Here is an 18227-nt window from a genome sequence, read left to right as displayed (position 1 = left end):
ATGGCGAGGGATTCCGCGAAGGAAGGGGCCGAACCGGCGGTGATCAAGAGCATGACGGGGGGAGAGGCCTTGAGGCTAGCCCGGCAATATTGGCTGGCCTTGGTCCTTGCTCCCGCCTTGGTTTGCGGCGCCGCGACGGCACTTTATCTCAGACTGCCCGTGCTCTACGTCGCCAGTGCGACGATGAGTGCTGACCTGAATGTCGCCTCAAGTTCGATCGAGCCGATGAAAGAGGAGACCGGGGCCAGGATCAGAGTGGAACGCGCCTCGAACTGGGACGTGTTGTTGACGGCGGAGTCCGAAGACAGGCAGGCCGCGATCGAAATGCTTCAGCAGGCGATCAAAAGCATACCGGCTTCGGAAGGCGAAGCGCCGCGGCTACCACCAGCCCAAGCCCTGGAATTGCGCGCCCTCGAAGAGTATCACGCCATGCTGCGCAGCACGCTGAACAAGATGGCAAATCTGGACAGCGCTGAGGCGGCACTGCTCCAGCAGGAACTAGCTCTGGTCGGGAACCGGCTGAATGTAATCAACTTCAACAATGTCCCCGCGGTCGATACAGAACCCGTGATTACGCCGGTACGACGTCCACCCACGATCAACGTCGTAGTATTTAGCTTGCTGGCCACATTGTTCGCAACCTGGTCCATTATCTATTTCCTGGACCGTCGTCGCGCCCGTCGCCTTACTCGCAAAGCTCAGACAGATTGACGTTTCCTTGCTTTTCGCTATTTGCAACGAGCGCACACAGCGGCGAACAGGACTCAGGGCCTGCTCAGATCTCTCCGTATCAAATGCCCTGGAACTTCGACAAACTGGATCGGTAACGTGAAGATAAGCGTATTTGGGACTGGCTATGTTGGACTGGTGACCGGCGCTTGCCTTGCGGAAGTGGGACATTCGGTGCTGTGCGTGGATATTGACGCAGCCAAGGTCGAGCGGTTGCGCAAGGGGCAGATCCCGATCTGGGAGCCCGGGCTGGGCGAAATCGTCGGCGAGAATATCGCTTCGGGCAACCTCTCGTTCACCACTGACAGCGCCGAGGCGGTTGCCCATGGTAACATTCTGTTCATCGCCGTCGGAACGCCCATGGGCGAGGAGGGCGAAGCCGACCTTCGCTATGTTCTCAGGGTCGCCGACAGCATCGGTGAGCACCTGGAGAGCTATCGGGTCATAGCAATCAAGTCGACGGTGCCCGTTGGAACCGCCGACCAAGTTTCAGACCGCATCGCTTCTGAATTGAAGGGCCGCGGGCGCGTCGATACCGACCTGTTCGAAGTGGTATCGAATCCAGAATTCCTGAAGGAAGGCGCGGCCGTCGAAGACTTCCTTCGGCCCGACAGGATACTCATCGGCGCATCCAGCAAACGGGCGGCGGACGCCATGGTTGAGCTCTATGCGCCGTTTGACCTCGGGCACGACAAGACGATCGTCACTGATGTCCGATCGTCGGAACTCACCAAATATGCCGCTAACGCCATGTTGGCGACCAAAATCAGCTTCATCAACGAGATCGCCAACATGGCCGAGCGGCTCGGCGCTGATATTGAGGAAGTTCGCAAGGGCATGGGCTCGGACCCGCGCATCGGGCCGCACTTCCTCAGCGCCGGCATCGGCTATGGCGGCTCCTGTTTTCCCAAGGACGTCGTTGCCCTGACACATGCCGCACGCCAGGTGGGCTACGAGCCTGAACTGCTGGTTGCCGTGGATCACGTCAACTCGCGCCAGAAACAGTCGCTTTTCGTCAAGATTGCGAAGCATTTTGGCGGCGAGGCGGCCCTCAAGGGCAGGAAGATCGCGGTCTGGGGTCTGGCTTTCAAGCCGAACACCGATGACATGCGGGAGGCGCCCAGCCGGACACTGATGGAGGCCCTATGGGCCGCCGGGGCAGTGGTGCAGGCGCACGACCCCATTGCGATGAACGAAACGCGCCGCATCTACGGCGACCGAGACGATCTCGTTCTAGATCCAGACAAGTACGGTGCACTCGATGGGGCCGATGCCCTCGCCATCTGCTGCGAGTGGCACCAGTTCCGCGCACCCGACATGGACGAAATGGGTCGACGCATGGCACAGCGCGTGCTCTTTGACGGCCGCAACATGCTGTCGCCTGCACGTTTTGAAGCCGAAGGCTGGGCTTACTTCGGCGTCGGAAAAGCCAGGCAGGTTGCGGGCGGAGTGAAGGGATGAAGTCTGTACTAGTTACCGGAGGCGCAGGATTCCTTGGATCGCACCTATGCGACCGCCTGATTGCCGACGGGATGCGGGTGTTCTGCCTGGACGACCTGTCCACCGGCACAGCGCGCAATATCGAGCATCACGGCAGCGACAGCCGCTTTTCTCTGCATGAAGCGGATGTGGCCGATCCGATGGACTTCGACGTCGACTACATCTTCAATTTGGCCTGCCCGGCTTCGCCGGTGCATTATCAAGCCGATCCGATCCGAACCATGCGCACGAGTGTGCTTGGCGCGATGAACGTGCTCGAGCTGGCAGAGCGTCGGAAGGCCAAAGTGCTGCAGGCATCCACCAGCGAAATATACGGCGATCCCTTCGTACATCCCCAGCCGGAGAGTTATTGGGGTAACGTCAATACGGTGGGCGAGCGCAGCTGCTATGATGAAGGCAAGCGGGCCGCCGAGACGCTGTTCTCGGATTATAGACGTTGCCGTGGTGTCGACGCGAAGCTGGTGCGCATCTTCAATACCTATGGCCCCCGTATGCTGCCTCAGGATGGGCGCGTCGTCTCCAATTTCATTGTTCAGGCCTTGCTTGGTCAGAACCTGACCATTTATGGCCAGGGGACGCAGACCCGCAGTTTCTGCTATGTGGACGACCTGATCGAAGTCATCGTGCGCACGATGTTCACCGAGGGATTTGCAGGCCCGGTCAACATCGGCAATCCTGTGGAGTTCACGATGCTGGAGCTTGCCGAAAAGGTCCTGCAACTGACGGGGTCGGCAAGCACAATCGAATACAAGCCGCTGCCCTCGGATGACCCGAAGCAGCGCCAGCCTGACATCAGTCTGGCTGCCGATCGACTGGGCTGGCGCCCCGTCGTTGGGCTCGAACAGGGCCTGGAACGCACCATCGCGGACTTCAAAGCCCGCCTGAACACCTGACGAGAGACCAGAATGCTCAATGACAAGTCGATCCTGATTACCGGAGGCACCGGCTCGTTCGGCAAAGCTTTCGTGCGCACAGTACTGGAGCGTTATCCCGACATCCGCCGGCTGGTGATCTTCTCGCGCGACGAACTCAAGCAGTTCGAGATGTCTCAGACCTTTTCCGAGCGGGATTATCCCGCGCTGCGGTACTTCATTGGCGACATTCGCGACGAGTCCCGCCTGCGCCGGGCTTTGGAAGGCATCGACATCGTGGTGCATGCCGCAGCGCTGAAGCAGGTGCCGGCTGCCGAATACAACCCGTTTGAATGCATCAAGACCAATGTTCTGGGTGCGCAGAACCTGATCGACGCTTGTCTCGACACCGGCGTCAAAACCCTTGTAGCCCTCTCGACCGACAAGGCTGCGGCACCGACCAATCTCTATGGTGCGACCAAGCTCTGTTCGGACAAACTCTTCGTCGCCGCGAACAATATCCGGGGCGATCGAGAGCTCAAGTTCAGCGTCGTGCGCTACGGCAATGTCATGGGTAGTCGCGGGTCGGTCATTCCGTTCTTCCTCGATCGCAAGTCGACCGGAACGCTGCCAATCACCGACCCGACGATGACCCGCTTCAACATCTCGCTGCAGGAAGGAGTGGACATGGTTCTGTGGTCCATCGAGAACGCCTGGGGCGGGGAAATCCTCGTGCCCAAGATTCCGTCCTACCGCATCACCGACGTTGCCGAGGCCATCGCGCCCGACTGCAAACAGGAGGTGATTGGCATTCGTCCGGGCGAGAAGATCCACGAGGAAATGATTACCGACAGCGACAGCTTCTATACGGTGGATCTCGGCAGGTACTACGCGATTTTGCCGGCAGCTGGTCAGTATTCCATTGAGGAATATTGCGCCAAGACCGGCGCCGTATCGGTACCCAAGGGGTTCGCCTATCAGAGCGGCACCAACCCCGACTTTCTCAGTGTCGAGCAATTGCGCGACCTCATCCAGACGCATGTCGTCGGCAAGACTGTCGACTGAGGTCCACCATGGCGTTCATTCCCTATAGCACCCAGTCGATCGAAGAGAGCGACATCGAGGCCGTGGTGGAGGTGCTGAAGGCTGATTTCCTGACCCAAGGTCCGGCGATCCCGACATTCGAGAAGGCTTTTGCCGAGCGCCATAGAGTGAAGCACGCCGTTGCGATGAGTAACGCCACGGCCGCCTTACACCTGGGATGCTTGGCACTCGGGGTGGGCCCGGGCTCGATCGTCTGGACCGCACCAAACAGCTTTGTGGCCTCGGCCAACTGCGCCATCTACTGCGGCGCCACGGTCGACTTCGTGGACATTGATCCGCGCACCCGCAACATGTCTCTTGATCGGCTCCGCGAGAAGCTGGAGGCCGCCGAGCAATCCGGACGTCTGCCAAAGGTGGTCATCCCCGTCGATTTTGCGGGCTATTCCTGCGACCTGCGCGAAATGCGCGGACTTGCAGACAAGTATGGGTTCTTCATACTTGAAGATGCGTCCCATGCCACGGGTGCGCGCTACCTTGGCGCACCAACCGGCAGCGCGTGGGCAGACCTCACGGTCTTTAGCTTCCATGCCGTCAAGATCGTAACAACTGCGGAAGGCGGCATGGTCACGACCAATGACGACCGTCTTGCCGAACAACTGCGGCACCTGCGCTCGCACGGCATTACCCGCGAAGCGGGGCTTCTGCAGGGGGAGCCCGACGGCCCCTGGTACTACGAGCAGATCGAACTGGGATATAACTACCGCATGACCGACCTGCAGGCGGCCCTGGGTAGCAGCCAGATGGAACGACTTGGTCCTATGCAGGAACGTCGTACGGCCTTGGCCGACCGCTATGACAGGATCCTGGCCGATCTGCCGTTGGACCTGCCGGTCCGCAGCAACGATCGACAATCGGCGTGGCACCTCTATGTGGTGGAAATCCGTCAGCCGGGTCCAACGCGTCGGGAGGTCTTCGAGGCCCTCCGCGCAGCCGGAATTGGGGTGAACGTCCATTACATCCCGATCCACACCCAGCCATATTACCAGAAGCTGGGCTTCCGGAAGGGCGATTACCCCGCGGCGGAACGCTACTACGAGAATGCAATTTCGCTGCCGCTCTTTCCCGCGTTGACGGACGAGCAGCAGGACTATGTCGCCGCGACCTTGCGGCAGGCGTTGGCGGGGAGCGCGCAATGACGATTGCCGTCATCCCGGCGCGCGGTGGTAGCAAGCGAATTCCACGCAAGAATATCCGCGACTTTGCCGGCAAACCCATGATCGCATTCGCGATTGATGCCGCCTTGTCCAGCGGGCAGTTTGACCATGTCGTGGTGTCAACCGACGATGCGGAAATCGCGGACATTGCTCGCCAGCGCGGCGCCGATGTCCCCTTTATGCGGCCGGCTGGCCTCTCGGATGACTTTACCCCGACGGTCCCGGTGATTGCACATGCCATTACCACATGCACCGACCTGGGCATGGCGACGGAACTGGCCTGCTGTATCTATCCTGGCGTTCCCATGATCGACCCGGCGGATCTGTCGACTGCCCGGGAACGTCTGGAACAGACCGACGCGCATTACGCCTTTCCGGTCGCTCCGTTTCCCGCCGCCATCCAGCGGGCCCTGCGACGCAATCCAGACACAGGTCGCGCCAGCCCGTTCAACCCAGAAAATGTCAATGTCCGGACCCAAGACCTGGAGCCGGCCTTTTTCGACGCCGGCCAGTTCTATTGGGGTCGCCGCCATGCCTGGCTCAATGGCCTCAATATTCACGCCAATGGCACCACGATCGTACTACCAGAATGGCGCGTCGTGGATATCGATACACCCGATGATTGGACGCGGGCGGAATTGCTTTATCGGGCGCTTGTCCAGCAATGAAGGTCGTCGTTCGCACAGACGCATCGATGACACGTGGCAGTGGCCACGTGATGCGGTGCCTGTGCCTTGCAGATGCCCTTAAAAAACAAAGACATACGATAACGTTTGCCAGCATCGACCCGCCGGACCACCTGCGCTTCCTCATCGAACAATCAGGACATGAAGTCGTGGCCCTGCCCGACCAGGGTCAATCACATCTCAAAAGTGAGACTATCTGGCCCGAGGCAGCACAGCGTAAGGACGCGGCAGCGTTGGCCGGCGGGTTTGACCTGGCGATTGTCGATCACTATGGACTTGGCCCGACCTGGGAAGCCCTGGTCCACCCCAGAGTAGGCGCGCTGGTCGTCGTCGACGACCTTGGCCGAGAACACCTATGCGATCTGTTGCTTGATCAAAACTACTACCGCGATGCCGTTGGTCGTTACGCCGGAAAGCTCCCGGCCGATTGCCAGATGCTAATCGGCCCGCAGTATGCGCTACTGCGACCGGAATTTGCCGCGTCGAGGCGCTCCTCGCCATACGCTGATGTAAGGAGGCTCGTCGTCTTTGTCGGCGGCATGGACGCCAGCAACGTCACCTCTTACATCCTAACGGCACTGGATGGCGTGACGACTTCGCGGCCGCAAGTCGACGTGATTATCGGCGCGAGCCATCCCAACCGGGCAGGCATCGAGGTACGTTGCGCCTCCCGAACAGGCTGGACCTGCCATACGCAAACCCCACGGATGGCCGAACTGCTGGCAGGCGCGGACCTGGTCGTCGGCGCAGGCGGAACCAATACTTGGGAACGCATGGTCGTTGGGGTGCCGGCCTTGGCCTTGTGCATCGCCGACAATCAAAGAGTGCTGCTGGACGAATGCGCTTCCGCCGGCCTTCTCTATGTGCCAGATCAATCAGCAATGACCGACCCGGCAATCCTGCGCAGCCATATTGAAGCGCTGCTTCACAACCGTCGCTTGCGTCAGCAGATGGCCTTTTCCGGGTTGCAGCTGGTCGATGGCAAGGGCGCTGACAGAGTGGCTCGGGCTATCGGGGCGCTGCAATCCGTGAACGTTCGTCCGGCCACGGAAGATGACAGCGACATGCTGCTGGCGTGGCGGAACCATCCAGCAGTGCGTGCGGTGTCGCGCAGCACCGACATGGTCTCCGAGGCAGGCCACCGGGCCTGGTTCGAAAAGGTCATGGCCGACAAGGCGCGAAGCCTCCTGGTGGGTGAGCGCGGAGGCTCGGCGTTCGGCTGTGTGCGCTTCGACGAGATCGAGGCAGACACGGCCGAAGTGTCGATATACCTATCGTCGGAGGTCTTCGGCATGGGTCTGGGACGCAGCCTGCTCCTTGCAGGTGAGATATGGTTGGCGAAAAACCGTCCTCATATTGCCCGAATCTATGCAGAGGTACTGCACGGCAATTCCGCATCTGCTCAACTGTTTGAACGCGCCGGTTATCTGCCGGTTTCCTCTCGATACTCCAAAGGCCTGCACACATGAGCGCGCAAGACGACTTCAAGATCGGTTCCCGTATGGTCGGGCCGAACCACCGCCCATTCATCATCGCCGAGATGTCAGGGAACCATAATCATTCACTGGATCGCGCGATCCAGATCGTGGAGGCGGCGGCGGCCGCTGGCGCACATGCTCTCAAGCTGCAGACCTACACGGCCGAGACCATGACCCTCGATGCCGAAGGGGACGAGTTCCACATCCGCGACGAGAACAGCCTGTGGAAGGGCGCGTCGCTCTACGACCTCTACAAGCAGGCCTATACGCCTTGGGAATGGCATGCTCCGATTTTTGCGCGGGCTCGCGAACTGGGAATGATCCCGTTCAGCACGCCGTTCGATGAGACTGCTGTGGACTTTCTCGAAGAACTTGGCGTCGAACTTTACAAGATAGCCTCCTTCGAAAATACCGACCTGCCGCTTATCCGACGCGTGGCCCGGACTGGCAAGCCGATGATCATTTCCACCGGCATGGCCACGGTGGCCGAGCTCGATGATACCGTGCGTGCGGCGCGAGAGGCCGGTTGCAAGGACCTGGTCCTGCTCAAGTGCACCAGCACCTATCCGGCAACGCCGGAAAATACCAATGTCGTGACCATCCCGCACATGCGCGCGCTGTTCGACTGCCAGGTGGGCCTCTCCGACCACACTATGGGTGTCGGTGTCTCGGTCGCTGCGGTGGCTTTGGGCGCAACAGTGGTCGAAAAGCACTTTACCCTGGCCCGAGCCGACGGCGGCGTTGACAGCACCTTCTCGCTGGAACCGCACGAACTTGAGGCGCTGGTCATCGAGACCGAGCGCGCGTGGCAGGGCATGGGCCACGTGCAGTATGGCGCGACCGGGGCAGAGAAGAAGTCGCTGCAATTCCGCCGCTCCCTCTATGCGGTAGAGGACATCGAGGCAGGTGAGGCCCTCACCAGTCAAAATATTCGCGCTATACGCCCTGGGATGGGCCTGCCGCCTAAATTCCTCGAGCAGGTGCTCGGCAATAAGGTTACCAGGCCGGTCAAGCGCGGTACGCCGCTTAGCTGGGACCTGTTCAAGTAGGAATGAGTGCCGCGCCCGTTCCCTTGCGCGTTCTTATCGTCGGTTGCGGCAATATTGCCGGCGGCTTCGACGATGCGCGTCCAGCCGACGCGTGGCCTGTTACGCATGCTGGCGCCTACTCACGCCATGGCGGATTTACTCTGGTGGCCTGTGTCGACCCGGACGCGGAGCGGCGGACTTCCTTTGCCCGGCGCTGGAATGTGGAACATTCCTTTGCCTCGCTCGCCGAGGTGCCTGCTAACCTCACGGTTGACATTGTCAGCATCTGCTCACCCACCGCCAGCCACAAGGAGGACATTCTAGGCGCCATCCAGCGCCAACCACGACTGATCTTCTGCGAAAAGCCGGTGACGCCGACGCTTGAGGAAACCGAGGCAGTGGTGGCGCTATGCCAGGAAAACGACATCCAGCTGGCCATCAATCACACGCGCCGGTGGGCCCCTGACATCGTCGAGCTGGCTCACGATCTGGCGGAAGGCTCCTGGGGCGCACTTCGATCGGTCTCGTGCCGATACAATAAGGGCTTGCTGAACAACGGCGCGCATATGTTCGACATGCTGCTGGCGCTCGTGGGTCCCTTATCTCCGCAATGGGCCGGTGCGCCAGTCCACGATTTCTGGCCCAACGACCCTACCATCCCGGCGGTGCTGACCACTGCAACCGGCGTTCCGGTCCAGGTCAACATCGGCCACGCGGCGGACTATTCCACTTTTGAACTGACCCTCGTGAGCGCAGGCGGGACCATCACCCTGGAAGATGGTGGGTTCAACTGGCGGATTCGCCACGCAGTCGACAGCCCGCATTTCGCTGGCTACAAGGCGCTCGACGCGGGGGCGACTTTGCCGGGCCGTTACGAAGAGGCCATGCTTGCCGCGGCCACCAATATCGAGAATGCGCTGCGGCAGGGCCAGGCCCTGTCAAGCACGGGGACCAGTGCCCTCGCCGCGCAACGCATTTGTCACCAGATCCGATTGCTAGCTGAACGGACAGCTTAGGAACACGAAGATGAGCACTCCTGAAACCCTGGCCCTTTATGGTGGCATGCCGGTCATTGACCACCCGTTGCAGCCGTTCAACAGCATTGGCGAGGACGAGGTCGTCGCCGCCACCGAGGTGATCCGTAGCGGCGTGCTGTCGGCCTACATTGGTGCGCCCGGAGAAGGCTTTATGGGCGGCCCGCATGTGAAGGCGTTTGAGGCCAAGGCGGCCCAGTATTTTGGCGTCAAGCACGCTATTGCCGTCAATTCCTGGACCTCTGGCCTGATTGCCGCGGTCGGAGCCCTCGGCATCGAACCGGGCGACGAAATCATTACCTCGCCCTGGACCATGGCCGCCACGGCGACGGCCATCCTGCACTTCAACGGGATTCCGGTGTTTGCCGACATCGACCCGGTGACGTTCAACCTTGATCCGGTCAGCGTTGAAAAGCTGATCTCGCCCCGGACGCGCGCCATCATGGCAGTCGATATCTTCGGCCAATCTGCCGACATGCGAGCACTCCGCGCTCTCGCCGACAGGCATGGCGTCAAGCTGCTCAGCGACACGGCGCAGGCCCCGGGCGCCATGCAGGACAATCGCTATGCCGGCACCCTGGCCGACATAGGCGGGTATAGCCTCAACTATCACAAGCACATCCATTCGGGCGAAGGCGGCATCATCGTCACTGAAGACGACCGCCTGGCAGACCGCATGCGGCTGATTCGCAACCATGCAGAAGCCGTGGTGCGGACCAACGACCCCGAAGCCCTCAACAACATGCTGGGCTACAATTTTCGCATGGGCGAAATCGAAGCGGCCATCGCTTCGGTGCAGCTGGACAAGCTGGCGGGGCGTGTCGCCAGCCGGCAAAAGGCGGCCGAAGCGGTCAGCGCCGGCCTGACAGGCCTTGAGGGGCTGAGCCTTCCGGTCACTGCGTCGGGCAACAGCCACGTTTACTACGTCTATGGCATGACCCTCAACGTAGAAGCACTCGGCATCTCCCGTGCCCGTATCGTCGAGGCACTCAAGGCAGAAGGCGTGCCCTGGCTGGTGGTCGGCTACCAGAACATTCATCTACTACCCCTCTTCCAGCAGAAGATTGCCTACGGCTCGAAGGGGTTCCCCTGGAACCAGCCCTTCGTGTCTCGCGATATCGACTACGGTGTCGGCATCTGTCCGGTGGCCGAGGACTTGCACGCGCGCACGTTCCTGGGTCTCAACTTGTGCATGGGGGAATATACGCAATCCGACATTGACCTGCTGACCGGTGCGTTCCGCAAGGTCTGGGCCAACCTGGACAAGCTCCGTTCGGCATAGCGACCATGGATTCGACATTTGCCCTGACTGGTCGGCTAACCCAGCTCCGCAGCTTCACCAGCCAGGACATAACCGAGACCTACCTGGGTTGGCTCAACGATCCGGTCGTGACGCGGTTCAGCAACCAGCGTTTTCGCCGGCACGACCGGTCAACATCGCTATCCTATCTCGAAAGCTTCGAGGCAACGCCAAACCTGTTCCTGTCGATGCATCGGCTGGAAGATGGCATGGCCATCGGAACCATGACGGCCTATGTTTCCGTGCCGCATGGCACGGTCGATGTCGGGATCATGGTCGGCGATAGATCGGCATGGGGTCGCGGGTACGGGCAGGATGCTTGGAACACCCTGCTGGATTTGTTGTCCCAACGGCCCGACATCAGAAAGATCACCGCAGGAACGGCTGCGCCCAATGTGGGCATGCAGCGCATCATGGAACGCTCGGGAATGACACTGGAGGCCCGGCGCATCGGCCAAGAAGTCATCGACGGAAAGGCGGAGGATATCCTCTATTATGCCCGTTTCCCCTTACGCTGAGCTAGCCGGTCCCGTTGCCGCGGTCTGCAATGACGCCGGCGCGGCCAACGCCGTTTTCTACGGCCTGAGGGGCCGTTCCGATGATGTTCGCGTGTTTGCTACGGGACCTGCTGCCGATATTGCCCACACCTGTGGCATGCCGAGCAATGTCGCAAGCATCGCGGAGGCCCTGGATGGGGCGGCGCTGTTGCTGAGCGGCACGGGCTGGGCGACGTCTGTCGAACACGATGCCCGGCGCCTGGCGCGCGAACGAGGCCTACCGTCGATCGCTGTCCTCGACCATTGGGTGAACTACCCTGCCCGCTTCGTGCGCGGCGGCGACACGGCGTTCCCCGACCGTTTTTGGGTCAGTGATGAGTATGCCCGCACCGAGGCGCTGAAGCACTTTCCGGCCGACCGGGTCGAGCTTGTGCCTAACCACTATGTCGAGGCACAATTGTCCGGCATAAGGCCCGTGGAGCAGGTGACCGAACCAGTCCTGCTTTATGTGCTCGAGCCGGCGCGCAATAACTGGGGTGCGGGGCGGCCCGGCGAGTTTCAGGCACTGGATTATTTCGTATGCAAGCTGCCACACCTCGGGCTTGACCCTCAGACAGTCATTCGGTTGCGTCCCCACCCGTCCGATGCGCGCGGAAGATACGACGACTGGGTGGAGCGACAGAACGGACTGCCCATCGCATTCGATGGCTCCCAGGACATGGCGACGGCAATCGACTCGGCTCGATGGGTGGCAGGTTGCGAATCCTTCGGACTGGCATTGGCACTTGACGCGGGACGCCGCGTGTTCTGTACCTTGCCCCCAAATGCCCCGCCCTGCCGACTGCCGCATGGCGACCTCATCCACCTGCGCGCGATGGAACAGGCGAAATGAAATATTGCAAACGCTGCCTGCAGCCCGATACGCGACCCAATACCCACTTCACCGAAGCGGGAATCTGCCCAGCCTGCGACTACTATTCGCGACTACAGAATGTCGACTGGCAGGAACGCTACGAGATCCTGCAGACAGTCCTGAGCGAACGCCCCCGCAAACCGGGCCGCATGTTCGACTGCATCATCGGCGTCAGCGGCGGTAAGGACAGCACGCGTCAGGCTCTCTGGGTACGTGACAACCTCGGCCTCAAGCCGCTGCTCGCCTGCCTGTCCTATCCGCCCGAACAGGTGACAGAACGCGGGGTAGACAACATCTCCAATCTCATCGAGCTGGGCTTTGACGTTGTCATGTCTGCCCCTGCTCCAGGAACCTGGCGCGGACTCATGCGCGAGTCCTTCGATCGGTTCACAAATTGGGCGAAATCGACGGAAATGGCGCTCTTCAGCTCTGTTCCGCAATTGGCGATCCGCTACGATATTCCCCTGATTCTCTGGGGCGAAAATCCGGGGCTGCAGCTCGGTGACCTCAAGACTCTGGGCAAGACCGGCTATGACGGCAACAACCTGCGCTACATGAATACGCTGTCGGGCGGGGCAGCCGACTGGATGATCGAGGCTGGCGTATCGCCTCGCGACCTGCTGGCCTATCGGTACCCTTCTCCGGAAGAGTTCGAGAAGCATGACCTGCAGATCATCTATCTCGGCTGGTTCCTCGGAGACTGGTCGCTGATCAACAATGGCCTTTACTCGGCTGCTGCCGGCCTTCAGATCCGTACCGACACCGTGGACAATACCGGAGACCTACGCGGCGTGACGTCGCTGGACGAGGACTGGGTCACGCTCAACCAGATGATCAAGTACTACAAGTTCGGGTTCGGTCGCGTGACTGACTACGTAAATGAGGAGATCCGCATGGGTCGACTCGAGCGAGACAAGGGTATCGAACTCGTCGAAGCCTATGACGACGCCTGTGCCCCCCAGTACATCGAGGATTTCTGCAGCTACATAGACATCTCCATCGACACGTTCTGGGATCAGGTGCACCGCTCCCTAAACCGCAATCTGTTCGACATCGACAATACCGGCAAAATTACCCGGAAATTCAAAGTGGGAGCGGGCCTTTGAAACGGCGCACCATAGGAATCGTTGACTACGGCGTCGGCAATATCGGGTCGCTCGAGCGCTCGCTCAGCATGCTAGGTTACCGATGCAAGACGACACCGGATCCCCAGGTCCTTGGTGACAGCGACCTGATCCTCCTACCCGGTGTTGGTGCGTTTCCTGCCGCGATGGATGCGCTGATCAGCCACAACATGGTCGGTTTCCTTCAGGATCGCGCACAGGCGGGTCAGCCGCTTGTTGGCATTTGCCTTGGCATGCAACTGATGGCCGACCGGTCTGACGAAATCCGTCCTACGTCCGGTCTGGGCATCATCCCGGGCTATGTGACGGCCCTGGGCAATTCCGGCTGGCACATCGGCTGGAACTCGATTGAGGCGGTCGGTGAGGATCCCTTGATCGGCCCGAGCCACGGCCGTGCGGTCTACTTCAATCACTCCTACGCATTCCAGACCTCGAGCGAATACACGGTCGGGGTTTCCCGCCTGGGTGAGTCCATGTCGCCATTTGTGGTCGCCGTTCGGCGTGATAACGCGGTGGGCCTGCAGTTCCACCCCGAAAAGAGTCAGGCCGCCGGCCTCCAGCTGCTTTCGGATGTCATTGAAGGACTGTGCCGTGCTGCGTAAACGGATCGTCGGCGTCATCACCGTACGCAATGGATGGGCCGTCCAATCGTTCGGTTTCGGGCGCTACCTCCCTCTGGGCCACCCGGAAGTTCTGGCACGAAACCTCGACCGCTGGGGGGCCGATGAAATCCTGCTGCAGTGTATTGATCGGAGCCCGCACAACCTTGGCCCGGACCTCAAGCTGGTTGAGCGGGTGGCAGGGAAAGGAATTTCTACCCCATTAATTTATGCAGGAGGCATCCGCAGCGCGGAGGATGGGATCGCGGTCATCCATGCGGGCGCCGACCGTATCGCACTAGACACCATGCTGCACACCAACCCGGATGAAGTGCGCCGAGTTGAGGCTCATCTCGGCGCCCAGGCAATCATCGCGGCGCTCCCGTTAGCTTGCGCAGGTGGCAAGCTGCTTCACAAGAATTATCGCAGCGGCGAGGAGGCCCCGATCAGCGCAGCCATTCTCGAGATTCTGCACAATCGCGTTGCTTCAGAAGTTCTGGCGATCGACTGGAAACATGATGGCGGTATCTCATATGACACGGCGATCCTGGATGCCTTCCCGCTCGAGGGCATGCCAATCATCGCCTTCGGCGGGCTGGCCGATGCCGGGCAACTGCGCGCCGTGCTGAGCCGCCGAATGGTGGTCGCGGCTGGTGTGGGTAATTCTCTCAATTACCGTGAACATGCCGTCCGCCTGCTCAAACAGTCGCTGGGCGACCTGCCGATCCGCGCCCACTCCCACCAACGTGGATTGACAACTGACCATGTCTAGAGCCTGTCGCCGCTGCCTCTATCGCTCCAGCCATCCGCTGGGGCTCGACATCGACGAGGAGGGTATCTGCTCGGGGTGCCGCATTCACGAGGAAAAGGATCGCCTCGACTGGGACGCGCGCTGGCAGAGACTGGAAGCGCTTGTCGAACCCTATCGCAATCAGTCCAACTCAAACTACGATTGCATTGTGCCGGTGACGGGCGCAAACGACTCCTATTTCATTGTACACCTGGTCAAGGAACGGCTCGGACTCAATCCTCTGCTTGTGACCTATAATAAGTATTTCAATACTGCACTGGGCATTCGCAACCTGGCCAATCTGCGCATCCGGTTCAATTGCGATATCCTGGTCCAGAATGTGAACCCGCATTCGGTCAAGGCGATCACCCGCACCACGTTGCGCCAGTTCGGCAGCATGTATTGGCCGCCGCTGGCAGGGCAGACCGTCTTTCCGGTCCAGACTGCGGTTCGCTACAAGGCTCCGTTGATCATCTGGGGGGCGCATCAGGGCCTAGAGCAGGTCGGCATGTTCAGCCATGAGCATGAAGTGGAAATGACCCGGCGCTACCGCGCAGACCATGACCTACTGGCCCGGGAAGGCGATGAGCTGTTGTCGATCTTCGACACTCTGAAAGTCGACGACATCTGGCAATATCGCTATCCAGGTGATGCCGACCTGGCGTCGCACGGCGTACGCGGCATCTACCTGGGCAATTATGTGCGTTGGGATCCCAAGGCCCAGCATGAACAGATGATCGAGACCCACGGGTATCAGTCCGCGGCGTTTGACCGGACCTTCGACACCTATGACCATGTTGATTGCTATAACTACATGGATATCCACGACACGTTGAAGCTCTACAAGCACGGCTATTCCAAGGTCACCGATCACGCTACGCGCGAAATCCGGCACGGACGCATGACCCGGGAGGAAGGCCTGGCGCTGGTGCGCAAGCATGAGCAAGCACCCATGAAGCACGCAGAGAAGTTCTGCGAATGGTTGGGCGTGGACAGGCTCGGTCTGCAGTTCATTCTCGATGAGCACCGAAATCCGGAACACTGGACCGAGGAACGTCCGGGGCAATGGAAGTTCCATGGCTGGAGCACGATGGATCAACCCGAAGCGGCGGCCAATCCTGCGCCGATCCGAGATGACAAGGCCTTCGCTGCGACCGACACACTACAGCTCGATAAGCCTGATCGGTATATCGTGATCGGCAGGGGATATCCTTGAGCCTGCGAAAGTCATCAGCCTTATGAACGTCGATACCGTCCTGTTTACCTCGATAGCAGCGATCCTATCGCCGGTCTGGCTGCTCAACATGATGGCACTGGTTCTCCTGGCGACGGCCGCTGGCCTTCCATTGGCGCGGCGCATCGATGCGCCAGGCGCCACGATCGCGATCAGCCTGGTCGTCGCACTCACTCTCACGGTCGCAATTTCGGGCACTCCCCTACCCTTTATGAAATGGACCATAGCCGTGGCGATGGCGGCGATGGCGCTGGCCAATTTTCTGCCGGTTCGCGCACCAGACTCGCCTCAGCGCCTGCCGCGCCCGGCCCTGATCGCGATGGCCGTCATATGCCTAGTGTTTCTCTGGCTGCTTGGCCGGCCAGAAGCCTACATGCACTATGACTATTTCCACGCCAATATGAGGTCGCTCGACCTGGCACGGTCGGGCAGCGTTCTGTCGGACTGGTATCGCTCCTTAGATCCAGGCGGCTGGTTCCTGATAGACCAGACAACGGCGATTGTCCTCGATGGCCTCGAAATCGTCTGGGCAAGCACGGACACCGGCATCCTCCCGAGGGTGTACACAGCCGCCCTGGCCCTTTGGCTGCTCGCTCTGGTGGGCCGGCGAGACAATACGTCAGTCACGGCGGCCACCGCTGTGGTTCTCGTGCTCTATGTTGCCGACAATTCATTCTCGTTCCGGCCCCATATCTATGTCGGCCTGTGCCTTGCCGTGTTGTCCATCACATTGGCGGAAAAGCGCCGGGGCAGTATCGTTGCTGCGGCCGTCCTCATTGCGGGCCTGGCGCTTGCCAAGCGCGACGGTCTGGTGCTGGCGCCGCTCGTAGCCGTGATCGCGGGCGCCAGCCTGATACGACGAGAATGGATTAAGCCGGGCTGGCTGATTATCGGCACTGTCGTCGCGACCATCGTCGCTATAATTGCCTTGTCTGCGACCAGGATAGGCAGTGTGCCGGTCGGCTTGCAGCTCTGGATGTCGGCTCAGAGTCTGGACCTGCCCTCGCTCATCACGCGCGCTCCGGTCCAGCATCTGGCTGCTCTATTGGTCTTCTGTTCGGTCGTTGTGGCTGTCGCCGATCGGGAACCGCGACGGCTGCTCTTCCTGCCACTGGTGCTTATCGTCCTCACCGGCGCACTGGTGCTTGCATCCGCGGTCCTGCTGGAAGGCGCCGACCGATTCAATGAAGGCACGATGATCCGCAAGCTGCTCTACTTCATGGCGCCGCAAGTTATGGCGTTGCTGGCCCTAGCGGCTCCCCGGATCACCGCCGTGAACGAATTGCACAAGGGGTCCAACCTTGCCTTTGCGGTTGCGATGTCAGCGTTTTTGCTCGTGGTCGGCTACCAGTTGCGCGACATCGTGCGCCCCCGCACAGCATGGGGTATTCCGGCGATCGCGGCGGTAGAATTTTTCCGTCAGGCTGTGCCGGACCCCGACGCGCGTATCGGATTTTACGCCCCGACGCAGGGGGACATGGCCCGAACGCCGTTCGGGGATGTCGACGCCTACCAGTTCCCCCAGATGACGGCATATCTCGGTCGCGATTTTCGGTTTGGCGAAAACCTGCAGTCCCTCCACGACCGGGACGTCCTGTTGGTACCGCCGAGCGTCCAAGGGCCTGACCGCCTGGCGCTGATCGCGGACAGCAACAGGCATTACCGCGAGCTAGAAGGCGGCTATGGCATGCTAGTCGATGCCAACTACACCAATGCCGGCAGCTCGCCGCTCATCTTGCGCACCGCTGACGGCGCGCCACTGACCATGCCATCGCAAAAGCGCCAGTGGCAGAATCTGGAAAAAGCCTACTCGCCTGGACTGTCAATTGTTGAAGTTCCGTGGCCCGCCGGCCAAATCCAGGCCACGTTCGTGTGGCCGGAAGACCGTGCAACCTGGGCCGCGCCGATGAGCGTTACCATTGCCAATCCGCGCGAAGAGTACATCCACCGTGTCGAGTTCCGCGAACATCCATTGGGCGACCGGCTGCCCCTGTCGATCTCGATAACTGCCGAAGGCAGGACGCTGACGCGGCCGGCCAGCGAATTTCTGAACAATGGCAGATATGTGCTGCCTGTGGAGTCGGTCGGCGATTTCACCATTTCCTTCACCGCGGAGAGCCAATCCGTCAGCCGGGTTTGGAAAGTCCCCTATTTCGTTATTTTCGATCTGACCCTGCTCCTGTACGAAGGTTGAAAACCTCGGCAA

Annotated in this window: 17 protein-coding genes; all 17 read left to right on the top strand. The window is 60.5% G+C overall.

Annotated elements, in window-relative coordinates:
• Window positions 1-711, top strand: coding sequence for a hypothetical protein (locus tag MQW79_RS17995; protein WP_476585878.1), 711 nt, complete (start codon window positions 1-3; stop codon window positions 709-711).
• 117 nt (window positions 712-828) lie between these two features.
• On the top strand, window positions 829-2190 hold the full coding sequence (locus MQW79_RS17990) for a UDP-glucose dehydrogenase family protein (RefSeq protein ID WP_476588262.1): 1362 nt from the start codon (window positions 829-831) through the stop codon (window positions 2188-2190).
• Window positions 2187-3122, top strand: a complete 936-nt coding sequence (locus MQW79_RS17985; RefSeq protein WP_476585877.1) for a UDP-glucuronic acid decarboxylase family protein — start codon at window positions 2187-2189, stop codon at window positions 3120-3122. Before MQW79_RS17990 ends, MQW79_RS17985 begins: the two co-directional genes overlap by 4 nt.
• A 12-nt stretch (window positions 3123-3134) precedes the next feature.
• A complete protein-coding gene (gene pseB / locus MQW79_RS17980; protein ID WP_476585876.1) occupies window positions 3135-4145 on the top strand; it encodes a UDP-N-acetylglucosamine 4,6-dehydratase (inverting) in 1011 nt (336 codons plus the stop codon).
• 8 nt (window positions 4146-4153) lie between these two features.
• Window positions 4154-5320 carry a UDP-4-amino-4,6-dideoxy-N-acetyl-beta-L-altrosamine transaminase gene (gene pseC, locus MQW79_RS17975; protein ID WP_476585874.1) on the top strand — a complete coding sequence of 389 codons (1167 nt, stop codon included), beginning with the start codon at window positions 4154-4156 and terminating at the stop codon, window positions 5318-5320.
• Entirely contained in the window at window positions 5317-6006 is a 690-nt protein-coding gene (gene pseF / locus MQW79_RS17970; RefSeq protein WP_476585873.1) for a pseudaminic acid cytidylyltransferase, read from the top strand. Before pseC ends, pseF begins: the two co-directional genes overlap by 4 nt.
• Window positions 6003-7493 carry a UDP-2,4-diacetamido-2,4,6-trideoxy-beta-L-altropyranose hydrolase gene (gene pseG, locus MQW79_RS17965; protein WP_476585872.1) on the top strand — a complete coding sequence of 497 codons (1491 nt, stop codon included), beginning with the start codon at window positions 6003-6005 and terminating at the stop codon, window positions 7491-7493. The genes pseF and pseG overlap by 4 nt, the downstream gene beginning before the upstream one ends.
• Window positions 7490-8551 carry a pseudaminic acid synthase gene (gene pseI / locus MQW79_RS17960; protein ID WP_476585871.1) on the top strand — a complete coding sequence of 354 codons (1062 nt, stop codon included), beginning with the start codon at window positions 7490-7492 and terminating at the stop codon, window positions 8549-8551. Before pseG ends, pseI begins: the two co-directional genes overlap by 4 nt.
• A gap of 2 nt (window positions 8552-8553) precedes the next feature.
• Window positions 8554-9546, top strand: coding sequence for a Gfo/Idh/MocA family protein (locus MQW79_RS17955; RefSeq protein WP_476585870.1), 993 nt, complete (start codon window positions 8554-8556; stop codon window positions 9544-9546).
• 10 nt (window positions 9547-9556) lie between these two features.
• Complete coding sequence (locus MQW79_RS17950) at window positions 9557-10846, top strand: DegT/DnrJ/EryC1/StrS family aminotransferase (RefSeq protein ID WP_476585869.1); 1290 nt, start codon at window positions 9557-9559, stop codon at window positions 10844-10846.
• Between the two features lie 5 nt (window positions 10847-10851).
• Window positions 10852-11382, top strand: coding sequence for a GNAT family N-acetyltransferase (locus tag MQW79_RS17945; RefSeq protein WP_476585867.1), 531 nt, complete (start codon window positions 10852-10854; stop codon window positions 11380-11382).
• Complete coding sequence (locus MQW79_RS17940) at window positions 11360-12253, top strand: hypothetical protein (protein WP_476585865.1); 894 nt, start codon at window positions 11360-11362, stop codon at window positions 12251-12253. Before MQW79_RS17945 ends, MQW79_RS17940 begins: the two co-directional genes overlap by 23 nt.
• The gene (locus MQW79_RS17935; RefSeq protein WP_476585864.1) at window positions 12250-13380 is read left to right on the top strand and encodes an N-acetyl sugar amidotransferase; all 1131 of its coding nucleotides are present in this window, start codon (window positions 12250-12252) and stop codon (window positions 13378-13380) included. Before MQW79_RS17940 ends, MQW79_RS17935 begins: the two co-directional genes overlap by 4 nt.
• On the top strand, window positions 13377-14000 hold the full coding sequence (gene hisH / locus MQW79_RS17930) for an imidazole glycerol phosphate synthase subunit HisH (RefSeq protein WP_476585862.1): 624 nt from the start codon (window positions 13377-13379) through the stop codon (window positions 13998-14000). Before MQW79_RS17935 ends, hisH begins: the two co-directional genes overlap by 4 nt.
• Window positions 13990-14769 carry a HisA/HisF-related TIM barrel protein gene (locus MQW79_RS17925; protein ID WP_476585860.1) on the top strand — a complete coding sequence of 260 codons (780 nt, stop codon included), beginning with the start codon at window positions 13990-13992 and terminating at the stop codon, window positions 14767-14769. The genes hisH and MQW79_RS17925 overlap by 11 nt, the downstream gene beginning before the upstream one ends.
• Window positions 14762-16003 (top strand): N-acetyl sugar amidotransferase, encoded by a 1242-nt coding sequence (locus tag MQW79_RS17920; protein WP_476585858.1) that lies wholly within the window; start codon window positions 14762-14764, stop codon window positions 16001-16003. Before MQW79_RS17925 ends, MQW79_RS17920 begins: the two co-directional genes overlap by 8 nt.
• 22 nt (window positions 16004-16025) lie before the next feature.
• A complete protein-coding gene (locus MQW79_RS17915) occupies window positions 16026-18215 on the top strand; it encodes a hypothetical protein (protein WP_476585857.1) in 2190 nt (729 codons plus the stop codon).
• The last annotated feature ends 12 nt before the right edge of the window (window positions 18216-18227 follow it).

This window comes from Devosia sp. Micro-HW1 (assembly GCF_056341075.1).
Note: the sequence above shows the minus strand (reverse complement) of the source record. Positions and strands in the feature narration are given on the sequence as shown.